This window comes from Anaerolineales bacterium (genome assembly GCA_037382465.1).
In the GTDB taxonomy this organism is placed as follows: domain Bacteria; phylum Chloroflexota; class Anaerolineae; order Anaerolineales; family E44-bin32; genus WVZH01.
Window position 1 is genome coordinate 1 of record JARRPX010000022.1, and the last position, 22142, is coordinate 22142.

Here is a 22142-nt window from a genome sequence, read left to right on the forward strand (position 1 = left end):
TGGTCAGCGGAGATGCAGGGCGTCTGGCGGATTACGGGGGCGATTCCTGGGAGCTCGAAACGCCCGACATTGACGGATTGGCGCGCGCTGCGCAGGAGATTCTCGAAGATCAACCTCGTTTCCGTATTGCGGCGCGCAAACGGGCGGAGCAGGCTTTTGGCCTACAGAGGATGATCGATGGGTATCTCGCGGTGATCGAGGAAGCGCTGTGATGGGCGCCGACCGAGGCGCCACTTTTCCAGGGCGAGTGGGGCTGCAGCAGCGGGTGCTGCCCGCATATCGCGTGCCTTTTTTCGAACGCCTGGCTGCGGTTTGCGAAGGCGGTTTGCAGGTTTTCGCCGGGGAACCGCGCCGCGATGAAGCCATTCTGCAGGCTTCTAAAATGCGTCCGGATTTGTTCTCCCGTGCAAAGAACATCCACATTCTGCGCGGCACGTTGTATCTCTGTTATCAAAAGAACATGCTCTCATGGCTGCAGGCCTGGGATCCGCGGGTTTTGATCCTGGAAGCCAACCCGCGCTACCTCGCCAACTGGCGGGCAATGCGCTGGATGCGGATGCGAAGTCGTCCCATCATCGGCTGGGGACTGGGTGCTCCGCCTCCGGGTGGGGCCCTGGCGCAGGTCCGCAGGGCGTTCCGTAAGCGTTTTCTCGGCCATTTCGATGCGCTGATTGTTTACAGCACGCTGGGCGCGGAACAATACCGCCGGTCGGGGGTTCGTGAAGAGTGTATTTTCGTGGCGCCCAACGCCGCCGCGGCCGTTCCGCCACCGCTAAAGCCTCGAAAGGTGAAGCCACGAGACGACCTGCACGTGCTTTTCGTGGGCCGTTTGCAGGCGCGCAAACGCGTGGACAACTTGCTGCGGGCTTGTGCAGTGCTGGAAACACCACCGGCGTTGACCATCGTCGGGGACGGACCGGCGCGGGGCGATCTGGAACAGCTTTCGCAGCGCGTTTATCCACAGGCTCGTTTCGTCGGCGCACAGCAAGGTGAAGCGCTCGAGGCGTATTTCCGGAAGGCGGACCTGTTCGTGCTGCCCGGTACGGGTGGGCTGGCCGTACAGCAGGCCATGGCACACGGACTGCCCGTCATCGTAGCCGAAGGCGACGGCACCCAGAACGATCTGGCGACCCCGGACAACGGCTGGCTGGTGCCGCCCGGGAATCTGGACGCGCTGATCGCTGCGCTGCGGCAGGCGATATCCGACCCCGAGCGTCTACGATCGCTGGGGAAGGAGTCGCATCGTCTGGCGAGCGAACGGTTCAACATCGAAAACATGGCCTCGGCTTTCGTGCGTGCCTTGAACGCGGTCACCCGGGAACGCTGAGATGCGTCTGCTTTTCATCGCCGACGGACGCAGCCCGACCGCGCTGAACTGGATGCGCAGCTTCATCGAGAAGGAAGAAGAAGTGCATCTACTTTCGACTTTTGCCTGCGAACCTGCTCTGGAACTGGCTTCCCTCAATATCGTGCCGGTCGCCTTCAGCGGCTTTGCCGGCGGGCCATCTTCCGGATCTGGTAAAACCAAACGGCGCAGCGTCTTGCGCGGCGCACGATGGATCCGGTTGCGCGCCTGGGTGCGGCATTGGCTGGGGCCGTTGACCCTGGCGACGGCGGCACGGCGGACCGCTGCGTTGATCGAGGCGATCGATCCGGACTTGATTCACGCCATGCGTATCCCGTTCGAGGGCATGCTCGCCGCAGCGGCAGACCCAGAAGCACCACTCTTGCTTTCCATCTGGGGCAACGATTTCACCCTGCATGCGCCTTCGACGCCGTTGATGGCGCGTTATACTCGCAAAACGCTTGCGCGCACGGATGGTCTGCTGGCGGACTGCCGCCGCGATCAAAAACTGGCCTACACGCGGGGATTCCCGCAGGATCGACCGTCTATCGTCTTGCCCGCCAGCGGCGGCATCCGCTGGCAAGATTTTCATCCCGCGGGGACGGACGCCGGTGACTGGCCGGGCGCATTGGCGAATTTGTCTGGGAAAATCCCGGCGGACGCGCCCGTGGTAGTCAACCCGCGCGGTTTTCGCAGCTACGTACGAAACGACACCTTTTTCCAGTCCATTCCGAAAATTCTGGCCGTCCATCCCCACGCCATTTTTCTGTGTCCGGCCATGGCAGGAGAACGGGCGGCGGAGGAATGGCTTCGCCGTCTGGATATCGGCGAGGAGGTGTTCTTGCTGCCCCATTTGACCCGGTCGGAAATGGCCAGGGTCTACCAGCGCGCACAGGTAACGGTCTCGGTCAGCGAGCACGACGGCACGCCGAACACGCTGCTGGAAGCGATGGCTTGCGGCTGCTTCCCGGTGGCCGGAGACATCGAGTCGCTGCGCGAATGGATAGTCGACGGGGAGAACGGTTTTCTCATCGATCCGGGGAATCCCACGGCGCTGGCCGGTGCAGTCAGCCGGGCGCTTTCCGATCCAGGGTTGCGAGCGCGAGCGGCGGATCGCAATCAAACCTTGATCGATGACCGTGCGGCGCATGCGAAGGTCATGGCCAGGGCCTTCGAATTCTATCGATCTTTCTTGCCCTGATACGCAACGTACGCCGAATACAGGGAAGGCTGGAGTCTACCGAGGTGGCAAGATGAATTGGAAAGCACAATTGAAGGGCGATTCGCTGCACTGGTTGTTGGAAACGGAATCGCCGGGCGTTCGTTATCTGGCGCTGCGGGATTTGATGGACGCCTCCACAAATTCTACGGAATTGAAATTTGCGCGGCAGGAAGCTCACGAGAAAGGCCCCATCGCCTCGCTTCTGGCCGAGATGCATCCCGATGGCTACTGGGTCGAGCCGGGACCGGGCTATCGCCCCAAATATCGTAGCACGGTCTGGGCGCTCATCCTGTTGGCGCAGTTGGGCGCCTCGGCAGATCAAGACGAGCGCATCGCAAGGGCATGTGATTATGTCCTCGCCAATACACTTTCCTCGGCAGGTCGCTTCAGCATCTCGGGTGCGCCATCGGGGACGGTGGAGTGCCTGCAGGGCAACATGTGCGCCGCGCTGCTCGATCTGGGATGGGACGACGAACGACTCGATGCGGCATTCGAGTGGATGGCGCGCAGCGTCACGGGGGAGGGTGTTGCCCCTCTGGATGATAAGGATGCCGAACTGCGTTATTACGCGGGAAATTGCGGCCCGGGCTTTGCATGCGGGGCGAACGACAAGCTGGCCTGCGCCTGGGGTGCAGTCAAGGTCATGTTGGCGTTCGCCAAGCTGCCTGCCGAGAAGCGCACGCCGTTGATCGATGTGGCAATCGAGCGTGGGGTAAATTTCCTCTTCAGCGTCGATCCGGCCTCGGCGGAGTACCCCCACGGGTATGCGGACAAGCCGAGCGGCAACTGGTGGAAATTCGGTTTCCCCGTGTTTTACGTGACGGATTTGCTGCAGAATGTTGAAGCGCTCGTGAATCTAGGTTTTGGGGAAGATCCCCGTCTGCAGAACGCCCTGGACCTCATCTGTGAGAAACAGGATTCGCAGGGGCGTTGGGCGCTCGAATACGATTACACCGGCAAGACCTGGCTGGATTTCGGCGTCAAGAAGAAAGCCAACAAATGGGTGACGCTGCGGGCGCTGCGGGTTCTCAAGCAAGCCAGTGGCTGATGCGACATTGACGTTTGCCTCGAATGTCTCGCAAACCGTCCTGATGCTATAATGCCCCCGGGAATCGAAACGGCAATTGGGAGGCACGATCGGGGTTGTTGCAGGTTCTACATCCCCATTTAACAGATTCGATGAAACAAGTCATTCAGGACGTTCGCTCCGGCAAGACCAGCGTAACCGAAGTCCCTGTGCCCGTTCCGGCGCCGGGGACGGCTTTGGTGCGTACTGCGGCATCCATCGTCTCCGCGGGGACGGAGCGCGCCGTCGTCGAATTTGCCACTAAAACCCTGTTGGGGAAAGCGCGTTCACGGCCCGACCTGGTGCGTCAGGTGTTGGATAAAGTACGACGTGAAGGGCTGCTGACGGCCTTCGATGCGGTGCAGAACCGGCTCGATCAGCCCATGCCCCTGGGATATTCTTCCGCCGGGACGGTCGTGGCCGTGGGAGACGGTTTACAGGGTTTCCGCGTGGGGGATCGGGTGGCTTGCGCCGGCGGGGGTTACGCCGTCCACGCCGAGTTCGCTGTCGTGCCCCAAAACCTGCTCGCACACCTGCCGCAAAGCGTGGGTTTCGAAGCCGGTGCTTTCGCCACGTTGGGCGCCATCGCCCTGCACGGCTTTCGTCTGGCAGAAGCGCAACTCGGCGATCGTGTGACGGTCATCGGATTGGGTCTGCTGGGGCTGCTTTCGGTGGGCATTGCACGCGCCGCCGGGTGTTCGGTTTTGGGGGTCGACCTCGATCCCGAACGCGTCGAGCGGGCGAAAAATTTAGGTGCCGAAGCGGCCACCAACCCGGAGGCCGAAGGAGCGGCCGCGGCTTTCAGCCAGGGATTGGGCTGCGACGTCGTGTTGATCTGCGCCGACACGCAGTCCAACGACCCGGTTGAACTTGCGGGAGCCATCGCGCGCGATCGGGCGAGAGTCGTGGCCGTCGGCGCGGTGGGCATGGACATCCCCCGACGCACGTACTATCGAAAGGAACTCCAATTCATCGTCTCGCGCTCCTACGGCCCGGGACGCTACGATCCGCTGTACGAAGAGGCGGGAATCGATTACCCGCCGGGATACGTGCGTTGGACCGAAGGGCGCAACCTGGATGCGTTTCTCGAGACGTTAGCAGGCAGGACGTTCGACGTCACTTCGTTGATCAGCCATCGCTTCGACATCGGACACGCCGCCGAAGCCTACGAACTCATTACGGGGGAGACAAAGGGATCATTCCTTGGCGTGCTGCTTACGTATCAACAGAAACAGGAGGTAGATTCGATTGTCCGCCAGGTCGAACTGCCTATGCAGAAGATAACGCCGTCGGCGCGCGTCCGGTTGGGAGCGATCGGTGCGGGGAATTTCGCCACGGCGGTTCTCTTTCCCGCATTGCGGAAAGTAAAGGGAGTCGAGCGAATCGGCCTGGTCAGCGCGAGTGGATTGACGAGCACGCAGGTTGGGAAGCGATTCGGCTTCCGCTACGCTTCCACGGATGTTAACGATCTCCTTGATGACAAAAACATCAACACCGTCGCGATCCTCACCCGGCACAACCTTCACGCGGCCCAGGTGATCGCGGCCTTGAAGGCCGGCAAGCACGTCTTTTGCGAAAAGCCGTTGGCGCTGCGGCGCGATGAATTAAGCGAGATCATGCAGGCGCTGGAACAAAGCGACTGTATACTGACCGTTGGATTCAACCGGCGCTTCTCGCCGTTTGCGCTGCACATGAAGAATTTTTTCGATGCGGTAGCCGAACCGCTGGCGATGCACTACCGCATCAACGCCGGAAACCTACCGCCGGATCATTGGCTGCACGACGCCGAACAAGGCGGCGGCCGCATCATAGGCGAAGCCTGTCATTTCATCGATTTTCTCACCTTCCTGATCGGTTCACCTCCCGTGAAAGTCTCGGCGGTCGGTACGCCGGACGATCGGCGATACCGCGAGGACAACGTGATCATCACCCTCGAATTCCCCAACGGATCGATCGGGACGGTGAGTTATTTGGCCGCAGGCGACCGTGCCTTTCCCAAAGAGCGCGTCGAGGTCATCGGGGGAGAACGGGTGGCCGTGCTGGATGATTTCCGGCGGATCGAAACCGTATACGATGGAAGGCGTAAAGTGCGCCGCGCCTGGCTGCGGCAAGATAAGGGACACCGCCAGGAGTGGGAAGCCTTCGCAAGGGCAATTGCCGCAGGTGGCCCGCCGCCCATCCCTTACGAGCATCTGGCCGGCGTCAGCTTGAGTTCGATTGCCGCCGTGGAGGCGCTTCGCTCGCGCACAACCGTAAAGATCGAAATCCTACCAAGAACGTAATGGCATCTTTGACGACCATCCTGCGCGCGCTTGGTGAACTTGGTCCCGAGCCCACACTGCTTTATGGGCTGTACCAGGTTCTCCTGCGTTTGGGTTGGTTTCGCTGGCGAACTCCGCGACGAACCTGGGCCGACGTTCCGCTTGCCTCCTGGCTGCGGCCGGATATATCCAGCGAACCCGAACAGTATCTTCAATTTCGTGCACGCATCGGCATGCGTTTTTTCCTCCATCCCGACGACGAATTCGCCGGCGCACTAAACCAGGTGATCGGGCATAACCGGGCTGCAGCAATCGCCCAGGCAGACGCGATTCTGGGAGGCGAATTCCGACTTTTCGGGACGGATGGTTATGATCTGGGCTTTCCGCCCGATTGGGGGAGGTTTTGTTCGACAGGGGAGGATTCGGCAGGCGTTTCTATCCCCCTGGATCGCCATTGGACGGCTTACGATGAGAGCAATTTTGCGCATGACGTCAAGCTGCTCTGGGAACCGGCGCGTTTTGGCTGGGTGTTCCCGTTGATCCGGGCGTATTATCTGACGGAAGACACGCGCTACCCCGAAGCCGTTTGGACCTTGATCGACTCCTGGCGGAACTGCGATTCACCCAACGCTGGACCGCACTGGTCCTCGGCGCAAGAAGTGGCGATTCGATTGCTGGCGGTGATCTTTGCGCTGCACGCGACCTTTGAGCGCTTCGCCCAAGCGCCGCGGGAATTGTGTGGGATCGCAGGATTGATCGCCGAGCATGCGGCGCGGATTCCCCCAACGCTGATGTATGCCCGGGCGCAACGCAACAATCACTTGTTGGTCGAGGCCGCAGCGCTGTACAGCACTGGGTTGTTGTTCCCGGAATTCCGCAAGGCGAAAGCGTGGAAGCGGTTGGGCCGGCGCTGGCTGGAACGATCGCTGACGCAGCAGATCTTCCCCGATGGCGGCTACGTCCAGCACTCGACGAACTACCATCGATTGGCGTTACAGGCGGCGCTGTGGGCGGTGCGCCTGGCCGGAGTGAACGATGAACCGTTTCCTTCCGATTCGCTGGATGCGTTGAGGAACGCCGCTCTCTGGCTTGCCAGTATGATCGATGGGGAAAGCGGGCATGTACCCAACGTGGGACCCAACGATGGCGCGCTGATCTTTCCGCTGAGCACCTGTGCTTTCGAGGATCACCGCCCGACGTGCCAGGCGGCCTCGTTCGCCCTGATGCAACGTAAACCCTTCCCGGATGGACCCTGGAACGAAGAGCTTCTATGGTTTGGCTTGCCGTCCGGTGTTTCGCAGGACAATTCCCGGCGTAAAAACGAGGTGCGCAGCAAGAAGGTCTTGCGGCCAATCGGACTGGAGAATCATTTTCCGGACAGCGGGTTTTCCATCCTGCGCGGGGAGAACTCGTGGGGAACGCTGCGCTGCGCCCGGTTCCGGTCTCGACCGGGTCACTCGGATCAACTGCACCTCGATCTATGGTGGCACGGGCACAATCTTGCCTGTGATCCTGGCACGTACTTGTATAATGGGAAACCACCTTGGGACAACCCCTGGATCGGAGCGGCGTTTCACAACACCATCGTCGTCGATGGCCGGGAGCCCATGCGCCGGGCAGGCAGATTCTTATGGGTCGATTGGGCGCAGGGCGAGTTCGTCGGCCGCTGGAAGACGCAGGATGGCGCCATCGAAGTTGTCGTTGGCCAGCATCACGGTTATCGGCGAATCGGAATTGTGCATCGTCGGACGGTCGCGAGACTTGGCGACGCAGGCTGGCTGATCGTGGACGATCTCATTGGTTCGGGGGACCATCGCGTGTCGATCGGCTGGACGATGCCCGATTTCTCCTGGCGGTTGAATGCGGAGGGTATCTCGCTCGATCTCGAAGAATCCGGAGTCGAGGTGAGTATGGAAGGGCAGAATGGCGACGTGGGACTCTACCGTGCCGGCGCCTTGATCGCCGGGAATGGGATATACGACCATTCCGAACTGCACGGTTGGCGAGCGACGAAGTATGCAGTCAGACAGCCCGCGCTGCGACTGGTAAAACGATTCGTGGCCTCCGCTCCGCTGCGCCATTGCACCTGGTGGGCATTTGACGCTGCATCTCGGGACGGAATGGAGATTTTCTGGAATGAACCCGATCGAGAGACTTTACCTTTTTCCAGTGTGGGCTGGCAAGGAAAGCGTTTGGAACTGAACGATGCACATCCTATTGATTCATCAAGTCTTCGCCGCGCTGGGTGAACCGGGTGGGACGCGCCATCACGAGATGGCGCGCTATCTGGCTGCGCAGGGCCACCGTGTGACGGTGATAACCGGGCAGGTTAACTACCTCACCGGCGAACGCACCGCACAAGGATGGATGCGGCGGGACACGGACGACAGCGGTGTGGTGATTTATCGCTGCTACACTTATGCGGCCTGGCACCGCTCATTTTTTCATCGTATTCTGAGTTTCATCAGTTTCACGTTCTCGTCGTTTTTCGTCGGATTGCGCGTGCGTGAGGTCGATCTGGTTTGGGGCACCTCACCGCCGATCTTTCAAGGCCTGACGGCATGGGCTCTGGCGCGCCTGAAACGCAAACCGTTTCTTTTCGAAGTGCGCGACCTGTGGCCTTATTTTGCCATCGCCGTCGGTGTGCTGCGCAACCGTTTTCTCATCCTGCTCGCGCGTTGTCTCGAACGTTTTTTATATCACTGCGCCGACCGCTTGGTGATCAACTCGCCGGGTTTTGAACAACACGTCCGGGAACGGGGCGCCCGCAGCGTTGCCTTGGTGCCGAACGGGGTTGACGTGTCCATGTTTGATCCGGCGGATAAGGGCACGGCCTTCCGCCAGGAGCATGGCCTCGAGGGAAAATTCGTCGTGATGTACGCCGGTGCGCACGGCATGTCCAACGATCTTGGTGTGGTCATCGGGGCGGCCGATCGCTTGCGGGACCAGAAAAATGTGGCATTCGTTCTGATCGGCGATGGCAAGGAGAAAAGTGCCCTGATGGCGAAAACTGCGGCATTGAGACTTTCAAACGTGTATTTCCTGCCGCCGATGTCGAAGAACAACATCGCTGAGGCGCTGGCCGCTGCGGATGCATGTATCGCCATACTAAAGCCCATCGATGCATACAAGACCACTTATCCCAACAAGGTATTCGATTATATGGCCGCCGGAAGGCCAATCTTGCTCGCCATCGACGGCGTGATCCGATCGGTGGTGGAAAAAGCCGGGGCCGGAATTTTCGTGCGGCCGGGGTACCCACAAGCATTGGCGGGAGCCGTAAAAATCCTTGAATCAGATCCCGAACTGCGTGCACGCATGGGAAAAGCTGGACGAAAATGTGCGCAGGAGCGTTTCGATCGACAGATTCTGGCCGGAAAATTGGCAGCAGTGATGACGGAAGTCGTCGGCGAAACGAATCGAGTCGAGGGGGAGAAGGTTTAGCCCGACCGCTTGGCTTGAGCTGCTGTGCTGTATTATGATCTGGAAATGCCGCCTTTCTATGTAATGAAGTGGATCGATCTACGATGAGCATGCCACTGGTCATTCCTGGAATCCCGCTGCGAAAGCGGATATTCGACCTGGTCCTGACCATTCCCGGGTTGATCCTGATCAGTCCACTGCTTGCGTTCGCGGCGCTGCTCGTTCGCATCCGTCTGGGGAAACCGGTGCTCTTCCGGCAATTACGGCCGGGATATCGTGCAATCCCGTTCGAGATCTATAAGTTCCGTACGATGAGCGAGGCGCGCGACGCCGACGGCAATCTGCTTCCTGATGAGGACCGGCTGACAAAATTGGGACGCTTCCTGCGTGCATCCAGCATCGACGAACTGCCGGAGTTGTTCAACGTTTTACGCGGCGAGATGAGTCTCGTTGGTCCGCGGCCGTTGTTGATGCAGTATCTCGAGCGCTACTCTCCCGAACAGGCAAGGCGTCACGAGGTGCTGCCGGGGATTACCGGCTGGGCTCAGATCGGTGGACGCAACGTGATCACCTGGGATGAAAAATTTAAACGCGACGTCTGGTACATCGATCATTGGTCGCTGCGGCGTGATGTTAAAATCCTGATCCTGAATTTCTGGAAAGTGATCAAACGTGAGGGGATCAGCCAGCCGGGACACGCCACCGCGGAAGAATTCATGGGGAATCAGGAAGGCAAATAAGATGAACTCCAACATCTCGAAAGAGCCATTTGGTAATCCTCAGAAAGTTAGGCGTGTCTAATTGACGCTCCGTCAAGTGGGGCGTACAAAAGTTCGACTTGTAGGGTACACTAAGAGAGGATAAGATAGGACCGTGTGCTAAGTCCAACGGCACAACATACTGCAGAGGAGGCGGACAGTGAAAGAACCACTTGAGTTTTATGATATCAAGACCAAGACAAAGTTCACGAGCGCGAATTGGAGAATCGAGTCCAAAGAGTCCAAGGGCAAGACGCGTTATTTCGCTGTTGCGAGTGCTCCCGGGGGAGATCACGAAGCATGGCGTATCGTGGCTGCTGATTTCGCAAAGAAGCACATGCAATCCTGGTAGTATCGAAATCGATCGGGAATTCGAAGCCGCCCATTCCGACGGGCGGCTTATTGTTTTTTCATATACGGGCTTGTGTTATCATGTCCCTGTTTCCCCGATCTGCATGGAGAGGAGAAGTGTCGGAAAGAAGCGCATGCGCATGAAGAAGAGTTCTCGGAGTGATGCGGATCTGTACCGTGAGATGCTGCGTATTCGTGTTTTTGAAGAACGCTTGTTGGAGATGTTCCCCAGCGGCCAGATATACGGTACCACTCACACTTATATCGGCCAGGAGGCCAACGCCGTAGGGGTCCTGGCAACATTGCGGGCGGGAGACGTTGTTGTCAGCAACCACCGCTGCCACGGCCATTTCCTGGCCTACGGCGGCTCGATGCAGGCTCTGGCTGCGGAACTGCTCGGCCGAGAAACCGGGATTTGCGGAGGTCGAGGCGGCAGCCAGCACATCAAATGGAAGAATTTCTTTGCCAACGGCATCCTGGGGGGAACGGTGCCGATCGCGGTCGGCATGGCATACGCAGAAAACGCAACAAAGCGCGATACACTCGTTTATACCTTCATCGGCGACGGCACGCTTGGTGAGGGAGTGGTTTATGAATCTTTAAACATGGCCTCCCTTTGGAATCTGCCGATATTTTTCATTGTCGAGAACAACCATTACGCACAGAGTACTCCCGTGGAAATGAATCTGGCGGGCGATATGTGCGCCCGTTTCGAAGCGTTTGGTATTACAACGACGGAACAAGAAGCCTGTGACGTGCTTGAAATCATGCAGCTCGCAGAGGATATTTCGAACTCGATTCGCACTGGCAAAAGTCCGCAGGCGCTGATTCTGCATACCTATCGCTTCGCACCGCATTCAAAGGGAGACGACACCCGCGATCCTGATGAAATCGCGCGTTATCGAGCGCGGGATCCACTGCAGGCACATGCGGCACGTTTGGCGCAGAAGGTGAAAGACGAAATAGAGACAGCAGTAGCCGACGAGGTCGAACGGGCGTACCTGCGCGCTGAAAACGGTCCACATCCTGCTCCGGAATCCCTTACCTTGCCGCTGGAAGAGATCTCATGACGACTGTGCGGGAGGCATTGAACGAGTCGCTCGAGGCATGTTTGCGAGAATCCTCGGAGGTATATTTTCTCGGTGAAGACATTCTCGATCCCTACGGCGGTGCGTTTAAATTGGCGGCAGGATTGTCGACACAATTTCCGGCGCGCGTGGTCACGACTCCGGTGTCGGAAGCGGGCATCGTGGGGGTTGGGATCGGGATGGCGTTGCGCGGCCTGCGGCCGGTGGTTGAAATCATGTTCGGGGATTTCATCGCTTTGGCCGCCGATCAATTGATCAATCACGCCGCAAAAATTCGCTGGATGAGTGGAGATGCAGCTCGGGTCCCATTGGTCGTGCGCACCCCCATGGGGGGAGGTCGCGGGTATGGCCCGACGCACAGCCAGACGTTGGAAAAACATTTCCTTGGAGCGCCCGGACTGCGTGTGGTTGCCGTAACCGATATGGATGATCCCGGAGCTTTGCTGCGTCGTGCTGTTATTCATGACGATGATCCCGTGCTGCTGGTGGAACACAAGCTGCTCTATCCCAGCACGATCTTGGCCCTGGACGAAACGGGTGAGTTCGACATTGAACGGCAAGGCGTCGGATATCCCACATATTTACTGCGATTGCGCAGCTCACCGGAGCCGGAATTGACGCTGGTGGCCTACGGTTACATGGCGGCTTTGGCGCGGGAGGCCATGCGTGATCTGGCCTACGAGAAGGAGATTTTTTCCGAATTGATCGTGCCCACACAGCTCAGCCCATTTGAACTCGATGATTTATACCGGCGCGCATCGCAGACTCGTCGCGTGCTCGTCATCGAAGAAGGGACGCGGACGATGGGATGGGGCGCGGAAGTCTCAGCGCGACTGCATGAAGCCGTCCCGTCGAGCTTGCAGGTGGGCCGCGTGGCTGCGCTGGACATGCCCATCCCCGCCGCAGCAAGGCTTGAGGCGGAGGTGCTGCCCTCGGTCGCGCGAATCAAGAACGCGGCCCAGGAGTTGGTCGTTTGATGAATCGAGTGATAAAGACGAGTGTCCGCTGTGTCAGGATCGAAATCTGGAGATGCGGGTGATGTCGGCTGCATTTGAAGTGCGTGTGCCGTTGTTGAATCCCAACGAAAGAGATGCGCAGCTCGTGGCTTTGCATGTCTCGGAAGGCGCGTCGATCTCGGCGAACGATTTGATCTGCACCCTGGAGACAACGAAGTCTACGGCAGATGTTGCTGCCGACCGGGATGGCTACGTCGTCGGAATCCGCGCGGAAGTCGGCGACCGGGTTGTTGCCGGGGATGTGCTCTGCTGGCTGGCCGGCGATCCTGACTGGAAACCACCTGCCGCGGAAGCAGCAGCGTCGATCAAGACCGCATCGGGGGTCAAACTACGCATCACCGAACCGGCGATCGCGCTGGCCGAGGAGTTGGGCGTGGACTTGGATGCCCTTCCGGGTGATGAATGGATCACCGCGGATATCGTGCGCCGATACGCGCAGCAAGAAGCGCCGCTTGAATTGCCGGACTTGGAAATCGATTCGAAGTCGCTCGTCGTATACGGCGGCGGCGGACACGGGAAGGCGTTGATCGATCTGATCCGCGTGCTGGGAACGTACACGATCGTAGGAATTTTGGACGATGGTATGAATCCGGGCGATCAGGTGATGGGCGTGCCGATCCTGGGTGGCGCCGAAATGCTCGATCCGCTGAAGGCGCGGGGCCTTGGCCGCGCCGTTAACGCGGTCGGCGGGATCGGCGACGTGCAAAGCCGCGTGCGTGTGTTTGAAAGACTGCGCCAGGCCGATTACGTTTGCCCTGTACTGGTTCACCCCACGGCCTTCGTCGAAGTGAGTGCAAAGCTTGCGGACGGCGTTCAAGTTTTTCCACACGCCTATATTGGGAGCGACGCGCAGATCGGATTCGGCGCGATCGTCAATACCGCCGCTGTGGTCTCGCACGATTGCCGCCTCGCGGACTACGCCAACGTCGCGCCGGGTGCGTTGCTGGCGGGGGGCGTGGAAATCGGAGCGGGCGCGCTGATCGGTATGGGCACCACGATCAACTTGAATGTCACGGTCGGCGACGGTGCGCGGGTGGGAAACAGTTCGGTTATCAAGGCAGACGTCCCTGGAGCCGGCATTGTGCGTGCAGGAACGATTTGGCCGGCACCGCAGCCCGGTGGGTGAGCGTCGAGAGAGAATTATCATTGGATGGAGGATAAACGTTTGAGCGAGGATCAGGAATCTGGTTTTTCCATCAGCATGTCTGCGCCGGATCTCACAGACGCTGAACGCGAGGCAGTCCTTGAAGTCTTGGGCACGCCTCGATTGAGCATGGGGCCTCAAATCGAAGCGTTCGAAGAAGTTGTGGCGCACTACGTCGGTGCCAGGCATGCCGTTGCCGTAAGCTCCGGAACCGGGGGATTGCATCTGTGTGTACGCGCCGCGGGCATCACGGATGGCGATTGGGTAATCACAACACCGTTTTCGTTTATTGCTTCGGCCAACGTGATCCTCTACGAGCGTGCAACGCCAGTTTTCGTGGACGTCGATTCGCGCACGGGCAACATCGATCCCGAGCAGGCCGCGCAGGCTGTACAGGATCTTATGCGCGGTGGAAGTTCGGCCGCCCGTTGGCTGCCCAGAAAAGGAGCGCAGCGTGAAGGCCGGCTGAAAGCAATTCTGCCCGTGGATGTGTTCGGGCAGCCTGCTGATTACGATACCTTGAATGCCGTTGCCGAAGCGCGTGACCTGGTGGTCATCGAGGATTCGTGCGAGGCGCTCGGTGCTCGTTATAAAGACCGTCCGGCGGGAATGTTGGGAGATGCAGGGGTTTTCGCGTTCTATCCCAACAAACAAATTACCACCGGCGAAGGGGGCGTGATCGTCACACAGAACACGGCATGGGCGGATGCCTGTCGTTCGCTGCGCAATCAAGGACGTGCGCCGGAGGACACCTGGCTCGAGCATACGAACCTGGGCTACAACTACCGCATGGATGAAATGAGCGCTGCACTGGGACGCGTGCAAATGGATAGGATAGCGCAGTTATTGGAAAAGCGCAGTCGTGTAGCCGATTGGTATGCAGAACGATTGGCAGAGATCTCCGATGTTGAAGCGCCGAATCTAAGCCCGGACACCACGCGGGTCAGCTGGTTCGTCTACGTGGTGCGCCTGGCCGCCGACGTCGATCGCGGCGCAGTCGTCGAGCAGTTGGCCGCTGAAGGTATTCCTTCCAGACCATATTTCATTCCCATCCATACGCAGCCTTATTTCGTGGAACGCTTCGAATATCGAAGCGGCGATTTTCCGGTGACGGAAGATCTGGGTGAGCGCAGTCTGGCGCTGCCGTTTTCATCGGTCATGAAGGAGGATGAAGTCGATCGAGTCTGCCGTACGCTGGCGATGTACTTCAAGTAATCGACTGCGTTGATTTCCGACAGGTTATTTGTGCAAGAATCAACTGCCCCCTGGTCCGTTTTTTCGATCAGGGGGCAGGATGTCGTTTGGCCGTCAAAGGAACTTATCGCACCTGGCGCCAATTGACCAGGATGAGGTTCTCGCTGCAAGCGTCGCTCGTGTCGAAGTACACCTGTTCGGAGATCGGGTTACCGTCCCCGTCTTCCAACTGAATCCACAGCGTGCCGCTGCTGGCGATCGGCTCTGTGGCTACGTTGAAGAGGTAGCCGCCCGGGCCGGCGTCCGGTTCACTTCCGGTCAGCGCATAAAGATCGATCTCGCCCACGCCTTCGAGCTCTCCGCCAAGATGCACCGTCAATTCGAGAACCGGTTGATTATCTTCGTTAAATACCTGCCCGAAAACGCCCAAGAAATCGCATCCCATTCCGTTGATGAAATTTTCGATCGGTGCCGGGCTGCCCACTTGAAGGACGAAAGGATATTCCGCTTCCTCTTCGGGAGTTTCGGTGATGGTGGCTGTTGCCGTCTCCGGAGCTTCGGTGGGCGAAGGGGTCGTTTCCAATTCGATTGTGCCGTCCTCGGTCGGAGTCGCTGTCCAGGCCGGTGGAAGTGTCCTGGCCGGAGTCTGCGTCGGAGTTGGGGATCCCAGTGTGGGCGGCAACGTGGGTGGTGGGTAGGGATTGATCGACAGGTAGGGGTTGATGAAAACGGCGATCAACGCGATGCCCACAACCACCGTCGTCAATACAACGATGACGGTGAGGATGTTGAAAACGATGCGCCTGCAGCCCGACAACCCCATTCCCGGGCGTCGCTCGTAGTCGTTTTCCATCATGGCTTGCCTCCTCGCACCGTTTTTACGGTGTGATCAAGACCTCAATGTTTGCAGATTCGCGCTGAGTGGAGATCCAGTCCTCCACAGCCCGTTCCTGCATGTCTCGCAAGTCGTTTGGGGAAAGCGGACGCTCGCCCGTTTCGAGGGTTTGCACGATGTGATACCCCAAATCGCTTTTTACGATAGTGCTGATTTCACCGGGCTGCAGTTCGAATGCGGCGGTTTCGATCTCGGGAAAAAGCAAGCCTCCGCGAGGGAACCACCCCAAATCTCCGCCGTCCGGTCGTGTGCTCGAGTCGCGTGAATACAGACGGGCCAAGTTGCCAAAGTCCGCATTCGCGGCGAGTTGTTCCAATATAAACTGCGCATCTTCTTCGCTGGCGAGGAGGATGTGACGGGCATGGACCTGTGCAACGTTTTCGGGTACATCTTGAAGGATGTTTTCGACCATACGCGCCGCAAGCATGTCCTCTTCGAGCGCAAGCTTGAAACCTTCCAATGTATACCCCGTCTCAGCCAGCCAGACGCCCATCGCTTCGTTACCGCCCAATTCCACCGCCAGGTCCTGGACTGCTGCGTCCACATCACTCGTTTCCAGCTGGATTCCGTTTGCGCGGGCGCCCTGGGCGAGCAATCTACGATCGATGAGTGCCTGGAGCACTTGATTTTTGTACGCGTCCAGGGTTGCAAGGTCGATGCCAGCTTCACGTTTTGCGGCTTCAAATCGCTGGATCTCGTCTTCGAAATCCGCCAGGAGAATCACCTCGCCATTAACCGTCGCCGCTGCGGGTTCAGGCGTTGCCGTTGGCGGGGAGGGTGTTGATGTCGCCGTGGGCAGTTCGGCTTCGATCATGCTGCAGCCGGCCAAGGTGAGCGTACACACCAAAAGTATTCGGGTTCGTAATTTTCTGGCCATCGCTGGCATTATACTCTGCGCAGGGTCGAATGCAACAACGAACGTGCAGCGCCGATACGGAGAGCAGGCTGCTCAGGTGCGTTTCGAATTTTTCGACGAACCCGGGCAGCGCCGACTCCGGTTTCGTTGGACGCAGGCTCTGTGTAATTCTCAATCCACTTCGGAGGTGAAGACGAAAACCATCGGCCGTCTTTTTGTGGCCGAATAGAAGAAGTGTTCCAGGTGTTTCTGGATCTTGCTTTCGATATCCCCGTGTTGATCATCCGCGATCAACTGCTCGATTTGGCTGCGGGCTTCGTCCATCAATTCCTCGGCATCCCGAATGAATACAAACCCTTTGGTGATCAACTCCGGACGGCCGTGGATCTTCCCCGTCTTACAATCGAAGGTGACGTGGGCGAGCACGAAACCGTCACGAGCCAACGCTTCCCGCTCTCGCATCACGTCGGGCCCCACGTCGCCAACACCGCTTCCGTCGACAAAGACGTACCCGCCGGGTATACGCTCACCAACCTTCATTTTGCCGTTTTGGAATTCAACCACCGTACCGTTCTCGATGACGGCGATGTTTTCCTGTGGAAGCCCAAGTTCGCCTCCCAGTGCGGCGTGCTGTTTCAGGTGGCGCAGTTCACCGTGGATGGGGATCAAGTGTTGCGGCCGCACCAACTGGATGAGCAGCTTCATCTCCTCCTGTTTGGCGTGTCCCGACACGTGTACCGGGGCGATGGGATCGTAAATCACATCCGCGCCGCCCTGATAGAGGCGGTTGATCGTGCGGTTGATCATTTCCTCGTTCCCGGGTATCGGATGGGATGAGAGCACGATCGTGTCCTTGGAATGCAGGCCGAAGCGCCGATTTTTACCGGTGGACAGGCGGCCCAAAATGGAAGAGGGTTCCCCCTGCGTTCCCGTGCACATGAGTACAACCTTGGACGACTTCATTTTCAAAGCCTGATCCAACGGCACGACGATTTCATCGGGAACTTCCAGGTAGCCCAGTTTACGGGCCATCTTGGCGTTCTCGACCATGCTGGTGCCTACGAAGGAGATCACGCGGCTGTGGCGGGCGGCAGCGTTGGCGACTTGCTGCATGCGCGAGATGAGCGAGGCGAACGAGGCGATGAGGATTCTGCCTTCTGCCTGCTGGAACACTTTGTCGAAAGCCGGGTCGATAACCGCTTCGGAGGGCGTCCAGCCCGGTTCGTCCGCGTTGGTCGAATCGGCCAGCAGTGCGAGTACGCCCCGCGTGCCAAACTCGGCCAGTTTGCCGAAATCCGTCGGCCAGCCGTCGACGGGCGTATGGTCGAATTTATAGTCGCCGGAATGAACGATCAGCCCGGCAGGTGTGGTGATGCCCAAGCCAACCCCGTCGGGGATGGAATGGCAGACGTGGAAGAATTCCACGCCAAACGGTCCGATCTGGACTTCATCACCGGCCTGGACCGTGTTCAGGGTCACGTTTTTCGGTTCGCCGCCGCGCTTGAGCTTGACCTCCAGGAGGCCGCGCGTCAACTGGGTGGCATAAATCGGAGCGCTGATTTCTTCCAGGACGTGCCGGATCGCACCGGTGTGATCTTCATGGCCGTGGGTGATGATGATGCCGCGCACCTTGTCTTTCTTGTCGAGAAGGTATTCAAAATCAGGGATGATGTAATCGATCCCCAACATGTCGTTTTCCGGGAACATTACCCCGGTATCGATGACGAGAATGTTCTCTCCGTACTCGACGACCATCATGTTCTTCCCGATTTCCCCCAATCCGCCGAGTGGAATTAATCTCAATTTCTTGCTTGCCATATTTCTTCTTTCCTTTATGTAATACCATGAATAATTGCGGGGAAACGTGACAATGCCCCGTCTGGTATTATACCGAGCGGGGTAAACGGGCAAAATGGAATTTTGGCCATCTAGTTGAGGCGGGTTACGTCCGTTGCCTGAGGACCATGTATGATGGTGTTTTCGAGGAAGAATACAACCTGCTCGCCTTGCGATAAGAAGGGCGTTTTTTCGTCCACGATGTCCCGGTAGTGCACGAAGACGTTCTCACCGTCTTCGGCGTCGATGTAACCGTATCCTTTTGAGCCGTCAAACCAGCGAACGACGCCGGTTGTGCGTTTTGCCACGTATATTACCTCCGTAATTAAACCATCGGATTGTAACACCTCGGATTTCGGACGTCAAAGTATTATTCCTCCCTGGATGGTCAAGAAGAATGCCACAAATTTTTCGGGAAAACCTGGATTTCGCATCATCATGGAGGCTTCCTGATTGGTCGGTAAAGTATCCATTTCCAGCACAACGTGTGATATGCTTTGCGAGATGACCTGCGGTATTTGAACAGAGATGCATGGAGGCGTTGATCAAGGAGCGATGAATGCCGACCCTCGAAGAAGCAAAGAGCTGGTACGACCCCAACGATCCGGTTCATGGATTTGACCACGTTCAGCGCGTGCTGCACATGGCGGAATACCTGGGACGGGAACTCGGTGCGGACCTGGAAGTTATCCGGGCCGCCGCCCTGCTGCATGACGCGGCCGGCGCGCACCCACAATCTCAGGTGCCTCGTGAGCAGCATGAACATGCTTCTGCCGAATTCGGTCGCCAGGTGCTGCAGGAGGAAGGCTGGCCGCAAGACCGTATCGATGCCGTCTTGCACTGCATCCTGGCGCACCGCTATCGCGGCAATTTGAAACCAAAAACATTGGAAGCGAAGATCCTTTTCGATGCCGATAAACTCGATGTGATCGGCGCCTTCGGAATTGCGCGTACGATTGGCTATGCTGTGCAAGCCGGCCTTCCCATTTACCAGGCGCCGTCGAAGAAATTCCTCGAAAAGGGGGAAACCGAGCCGAACGAAGCGCACAGTGCATATCACGAGCACCTGCGCAAGCTGCGCCACGTGAAGGATCGTCTGATGACGGAGCCGGCGCGTGCCATCGGCGAACGCCGCTACCAATTGCTGAGTGATTTCTTCGAACAGCTTGCCGTGGAAGCGAGTTGTGATGTGCCGGATCGGGCCAGCGGGTGATGATTGCTCGGGGGCTTCCTTTTCTGGAATGAGGGTCTTGCTCGTTTTCTTCTCGTTGACCCGACCGAACCGAGCCCGGTAAAATTCAGTCGATTTCAGGAAACTCGATGAACAAAAACGATAAACCGTTGATATTGTTGACCAACGACGACGGCATTCGCTCTCCGGGACTATGGGCCGCCGCGGATGCGCTGTCCGAGTTGGGCTTTGTGGTGGTCGCTGCCCCGCGGGAGCAAAGCTCGGGATACGGACGCAGTCTGCCGAACTCCTCGGATGGTGTGATTCGGGAAGAAGAAGTAACCGTGCGCGGAAAATCCTGGGAAGTGTTCGCCGTGGGCGGATCGCCGGCCCAGGCCGTGCAGTGTGGCGTGCTCGAGATTGCGCCACGCCGGCCGGACCTCGTCGTCGCCGGAATCAACTATGGGGAGAACGTCGGTCTGGGTGTGACCATTTCCGGCACGGTCGGTGCGGCTCTGGAAGCCGCAGCTTTGGGAATCCCCGCTCTCGCCGTCTCGGTCGAAGCAGAGCCGCATTTGCATCTTTCGTATTCGCCAGAAGTAGACTTCAGCACGGCGGCTTATTTCACCCAGCGCTTTGCAAGAGTCGCAATGCGGATGGAGTGGATGCACGATGTCGACGTGATTAAAGTAGAAGTGCCGCGTGATGCAACGCCCGAAACGCCATGGCGGTTGACGCGTTTGACCAGGGCGAAGTATTACGTACCGCTCACTTCAACGCGCGACAATCTGGACGAGGCGTCCTCGGTCGGATATACGGTCTCCCAGGCGCATGAAACGTTCGAACCGGGCAGTGATGCGCACGCGCTGCGCGTGCTCCATCAGGTCGCAGTCACACCGTTGAGTATCGACCTGACGTCCCGAGTTGATTTCCAGTCATTGGAAAGCCTATTCCGCGACAGGGATGAAATCGGAACCGACAATTGACCGGTCTTACGAGGATCGTTTTTCGTCCAGGGGTTTGAGTTTGGCTTCCTGCTCGTAAGGGGGAAGGATTCCCTCAGCAAGGGCATCGACCAATTCGTTGTGAATGTTCCCATTCGTGGCGACGATGGAAGTGGCTCGACTGACATCGAGGCGGTCGCCGATCGCACGGCTGACAACCCCGTTGGCTTCAGTCACCATCAACGTGCCTGCGGCGATGTCCCAGGGGAAGGAGCACATCTCCCAGTAACCTTCAAAATACCCGGCTGCGACGTAGGCGAGATCCAGTGCGGCAGAGCCCAGTCTGCGAACGCCCTGCGTTCGTAGGGCGAGATGGGAGAAATGGTCCAGGTTGTTGTCGATGCGAGTGCGGATGTCGTATGCGAAACCCGTTGCCAGCAGGCTTTGATTGAGCGATTTCACACTCGAAACGTTTAGCCGTTGATCGTCCAGCCACGCGCCTTGACCACGTCGGGCGTGGAACAACTCATCCCGCAGCGGATCGTAAATCACGCCGAGTTCGAGCTGGCCGTTTACCATGTAAGCGAGCGAGATGGAGAACACCGGTACGCCGTGAGCGAAGTTGACGGTTCCATCCAGTGGATCCAGGAACCAATGACCGGAGCCTTCGTTGTATTCGCCGCTCTCTTCGGCGACGATGGCGTCTTCCGGGAAAGCTCGCTGCAGTCTCTCGACCACAAACCGCTCGGAACGCAGATCGTATTCCGTGACGAGATCGATTTCCCCCTTCTTGCGTATCTCTTTGGCGTTTCCGTAGCCTTGCCGTATGATGACGCCGGCCTCGCGGGTCAGGTTCTTGGCGAATGTATATCGGTCGCTGGTCACGAGCGGGATTCTTTCCGGGAACCCCTCAGTTTTTCGAGAGCTTCTAATTCTCCCGCGATTTGTCTGTACTGCGCTTTCGTCTGGCGCAGCAGCGTTTCGAACTCGTTGCGCTGCCTTTTGGGGACGCTCTCGACGAGGCGCCGGGCTCGCATGATTTGATCGTATTTTTGTTTCAGCTTGGATTCGAGGCGCTTACGGTAGCCTCGATGGAAACTCTCGTCCGAAAGTGGTTCGGGGGTCTCGATTTCGGATCCGGTGAGGATTTCTCCCACCGTGAGCAGCAGTTCTTGAGCATCGACGGGCTTTTCGAGGAAGGTCACCGCACCGAGGCTGAGCGCGAAATCGATGTCCTCCTGGCTGATGAAGGTGGCGGATATGAAGAGGATGGGAATCTTTTCCGTCTTGGGATTGGAGCGTAAGTTCTGCGCCAGGGCGAAACCATCCATTCTGGGCATCATGATGTCTGCAAGAATGAGAGATGGTTCCTGTTTTTTAATCTCTTCTAACGCTTCCACCCCATCCCGGGCGGAGACCACGATGTATCCCCGGTGGATCAATGTCGCCTCGAGCAGCTCGCGGAAGTAATCGGCGTCCTCGACGATGAGGATGGGGTGTTCCAGCGTATCCATGTTCTGATTGTACCCTCTATTGAACGGAGATCAAAAGCGAATCGCTACAGGAGCGGAT

21 protein-coding genes are annotated in these 22142 nt (G+C 58.3%); 15 read left to right on the plus strand and 6 right to left on the minus strand.

The window, feature by feature from the left end; genetic code table 11:
* The 13 genes from P8Z34_07545 to P8Z34_07605 all read left to right on the plus strand — a co-directional run.
* Positions 1–212: hypothetical protein (locus tag P8Z34_07545; GenBank protein ID MEJ2550519.1), on the plus strand; the 212-nt coding region annotated here is incomplete at its 5' end.
* Positions 212–1327, plus strand: coding sequence for a glycosyltransferase (locus tag P8Z34_07550; protein MEJ2550520.1), 1116 nt, complete (start codon positions 212–214; stop codon positions 1325–1327). The genes P8Z34_07545 and P8Z34_07550, both read left to right, overlap by 1 nt.
* A gap of 1 nt (position 1328) precedes the next feature.
* Entirely contained in the window at positions 1329–2546 is a 1218-nt protein-coding gene (locus P8Z34_07555) for a glycosyltransferase (GenBank protein ID MEJ2550521.1), read from the plus strand.
* A 52-nt stretch (positions 2547–2598) separates the two neighbouring features.
* Positions 2599–3615 carry a hypothetical protein gene (locus P8Z34_07560; protein ID MEJ2550522.1) on the plus strand — a complete coding sequence of 339 codons (1017 nt, stop codon included), beginning with the start codon at positions 2599–2601 and terminating at the stop codon, positions 3613–3615.
* Positions 3616–3746: 131 nt separating this feature from the next.
* Positions 3747–5915: a bi-domain-containing oxidoreductase gene (locus P8Z34_07565; GenBank protein MEJ2550523.1), complete on the plus strand. Its 2169-nt coding sequence runs from the start codon at positions 3747–3749 to the stop codon at positions 5913–5915.
* Positions 5915–8143, plus strand: a complete 2229-nt coding sequence (locus P8Z34_07570; GenBank protein ID MEJ2550524.1) for an alginate lyase family protein — start codon at positions 5915–5917, stop codon at positions 8141–8143. Before P8Z34_07565 ends, P8Z34_07570 begins: the two co-directional genes overlap by 1 nt.
* Positions 8100–9338, plus strand: coding sequence for a glycosyltransferase family 4 protein (locus P8Z34_07575; GenBank protein MEJ2550525.1), 1239 nt, complete (start codon positions 8100–8102; stop codon positions 9336–9338). Before P8Z34_07570 ends, P8Z34_07575 begins: the two co-directional genes overlap by 44 nt.
* An 83-nt stretch (positions 9339–9421) precedes the next feature.
* Complete coding sequence (locus tag P8Z34_07580; GenBank protein MEJ2550526.1) at positions 9422–10057, plus strand: sugar transferase; 636 nt, start codon at positions 9422–9424, stop codon at positions 10055–10057.
* A 178-nt stretch (positions 10058–10235) separates the two neighbouring features.
* Complete coding sequence (locus P8Z34_07585; protein MEJ2550527.1) at positions 10236–10427, plus strand: hypothetical protein; 192 nt, start codon at positions 10236–10238, stop codon at positions 10425–10427.
* 139 nt (positions 10428–10566) lie between these two features.
* Positions 10567–11496: a thiamine pyrophosphate-dependent dehydrogenase E1 component subunit alpha gene (locus P8Z34_07590; GenBank protein ID MEJ2550528.1), complete on the plus strand. Its 930-nt coding sequence runs from the start codon at positions 10567–10569 to the stop codon at positions 11494–11496.
* On the plus strand, positions 11493–12491 hold the full coding sequence (locus P8Z34_07595; protein MEJ2550529.1) for a transketolase C-terminal domain-containing protein: 999 nt from the start codon (positions 11493–11495) through the stop codon (positions 12489–12491). Before P8Z34_07590 ends, P8Z34_07595 begins: the two co-directional genes overlap by 4 nt.
* A gap of 61 nt (positions 12492–12552) precedes the next feature.
* Positions 12553–13656, plus strand: a complete 1104-nt coding sequence (locus P8Z34_07600; protein MEJ2550530.1) for a NeuD/PglB/VioB family sugar acetyltransferase — start codon at positions 12553–12555, stop codon at positions 13654–13656.
* A 39-nt stretch (positions 13657–13695) separates the two neighbouring features.
* Positions 13696–14889 (plus strand): DegT/DnrJ/EryC1/StrS family aminotransferase, encoded by a 1194-nt coding sequence (locus tag P8Z34_07605; protein MEJ2550531.1) that lies wholly within the window; start codon positions 13696–13698, stop codon positions 14887–14889.
* 103 nt (positions 14890–14992) lie between these two features.
* On the opposite strand, the gene P8Z34_07610 is transcribed toward P8Z34_07605, so the two are convergent.
* The 4 genes from P8Z34_07610 to P8Z34_07625 form a co-directional block, all read right to left on the minus strand.
* The gene (locus tag P8Z34_07610; GenBank protein ID MEJ2550532.1) at positions 14993–15724 is read right to left on the minus strand and encodes a hypothetical protein; all 732 of its coding nucleotides are present in this window, start codon (positions 15722–15724) and stop codon (positions 14993–14995) included.
* Between the two features lie 22 nt (positions 15725–15746).
* Positions 15747–16640 (minus strand): peptidylprolyl isomerase, encoded by an 894-nt coding sequence (locus P8Z34_07615; protein MEJ2550533.1) that lies wholly within the window; start codon positions 16638–16640, stop codon positions 15747–15749.
* A 150-nt stretch (positions 16641–16790) separates the two neighbouring features.
* Entirely contained in the window at positions 16791–18437 is a 1647-nt protein-coding gene (locus P8Z34_07620) for a ribonuclease J (protein MEJ2550534.1), read from the minus strand.
* Between the two features lie 110 nt (positions 18438–18547).
* Positions 18548–18763: a cold shock domain-containing protein gene (locus tag P8Z34_07625; protein ID MEJ2550535.1), complete on the minus strand. Its 216-nt coding sequence runs from the start codon at positions 18761–18763 to the stop codon at positions 18548–18550.
* A 251-nt stretch (positions 18764–19014) separates the two neighbouring features.
* Here P8Z34_07625 and P8Z34_07630 point away from each other — a divergent pair, with 251 nt between their 5' ends.
* Positions 19015–19668 carry an HD domain-containing protein gene (locus tag P8Z34_07630; protein ID MEJ2550536.1) on the plus strand — a complete coding sequence of 218 codons (654 nt, stop codon included), beginning with the start codon at positions 19015–19017 and terminating at the stop codon, positions 19666–19668.
* Positions 19669–19775: 107 nt separating this feature from the next.
* Positions 19776–20612, plus strand: coding sequence for a 5'/3'-nucleotidase SurE (gene surE / locus P8Z34_07635; GenBank protein MEJ2550537.1), 837 nt, complete (start codon positions 19776–19778; stop codon positions 20610–20612).
* A gap of 6 nt (positions 20613–20618) precedes the next feature.
* Here surE and P8Z34_07640 read toward each other — a convergent pair whose 3' ends face one another.
* Both P8Z34_07640 and P8Z34_07645 read right to left on the minus strand, forming a co-directional pair.
* Positions 20619–21455, minus strand: a complete 837-nt coding sequence (locus P8Z34_07640) for an inositol monophosphatase family protein (GenBank protein MEJ2550538.1) — start codon at positions 21453–21455, stop codon at positions 20619–20621.
* Entirely contained in the window at positions 21452–22084 is a 633-nt protein-coding gene (locus P8Z34_07645) for a response regulator (protein MEJ2550539.1), read from the minus strand. The genes P8Z34_07640 and P8Z34_07645 overlap by 4 nt, the downstream gene beginning before the upstream one ends.
* Positions 22085–22142: the final 58 nt, after the last annotated feature.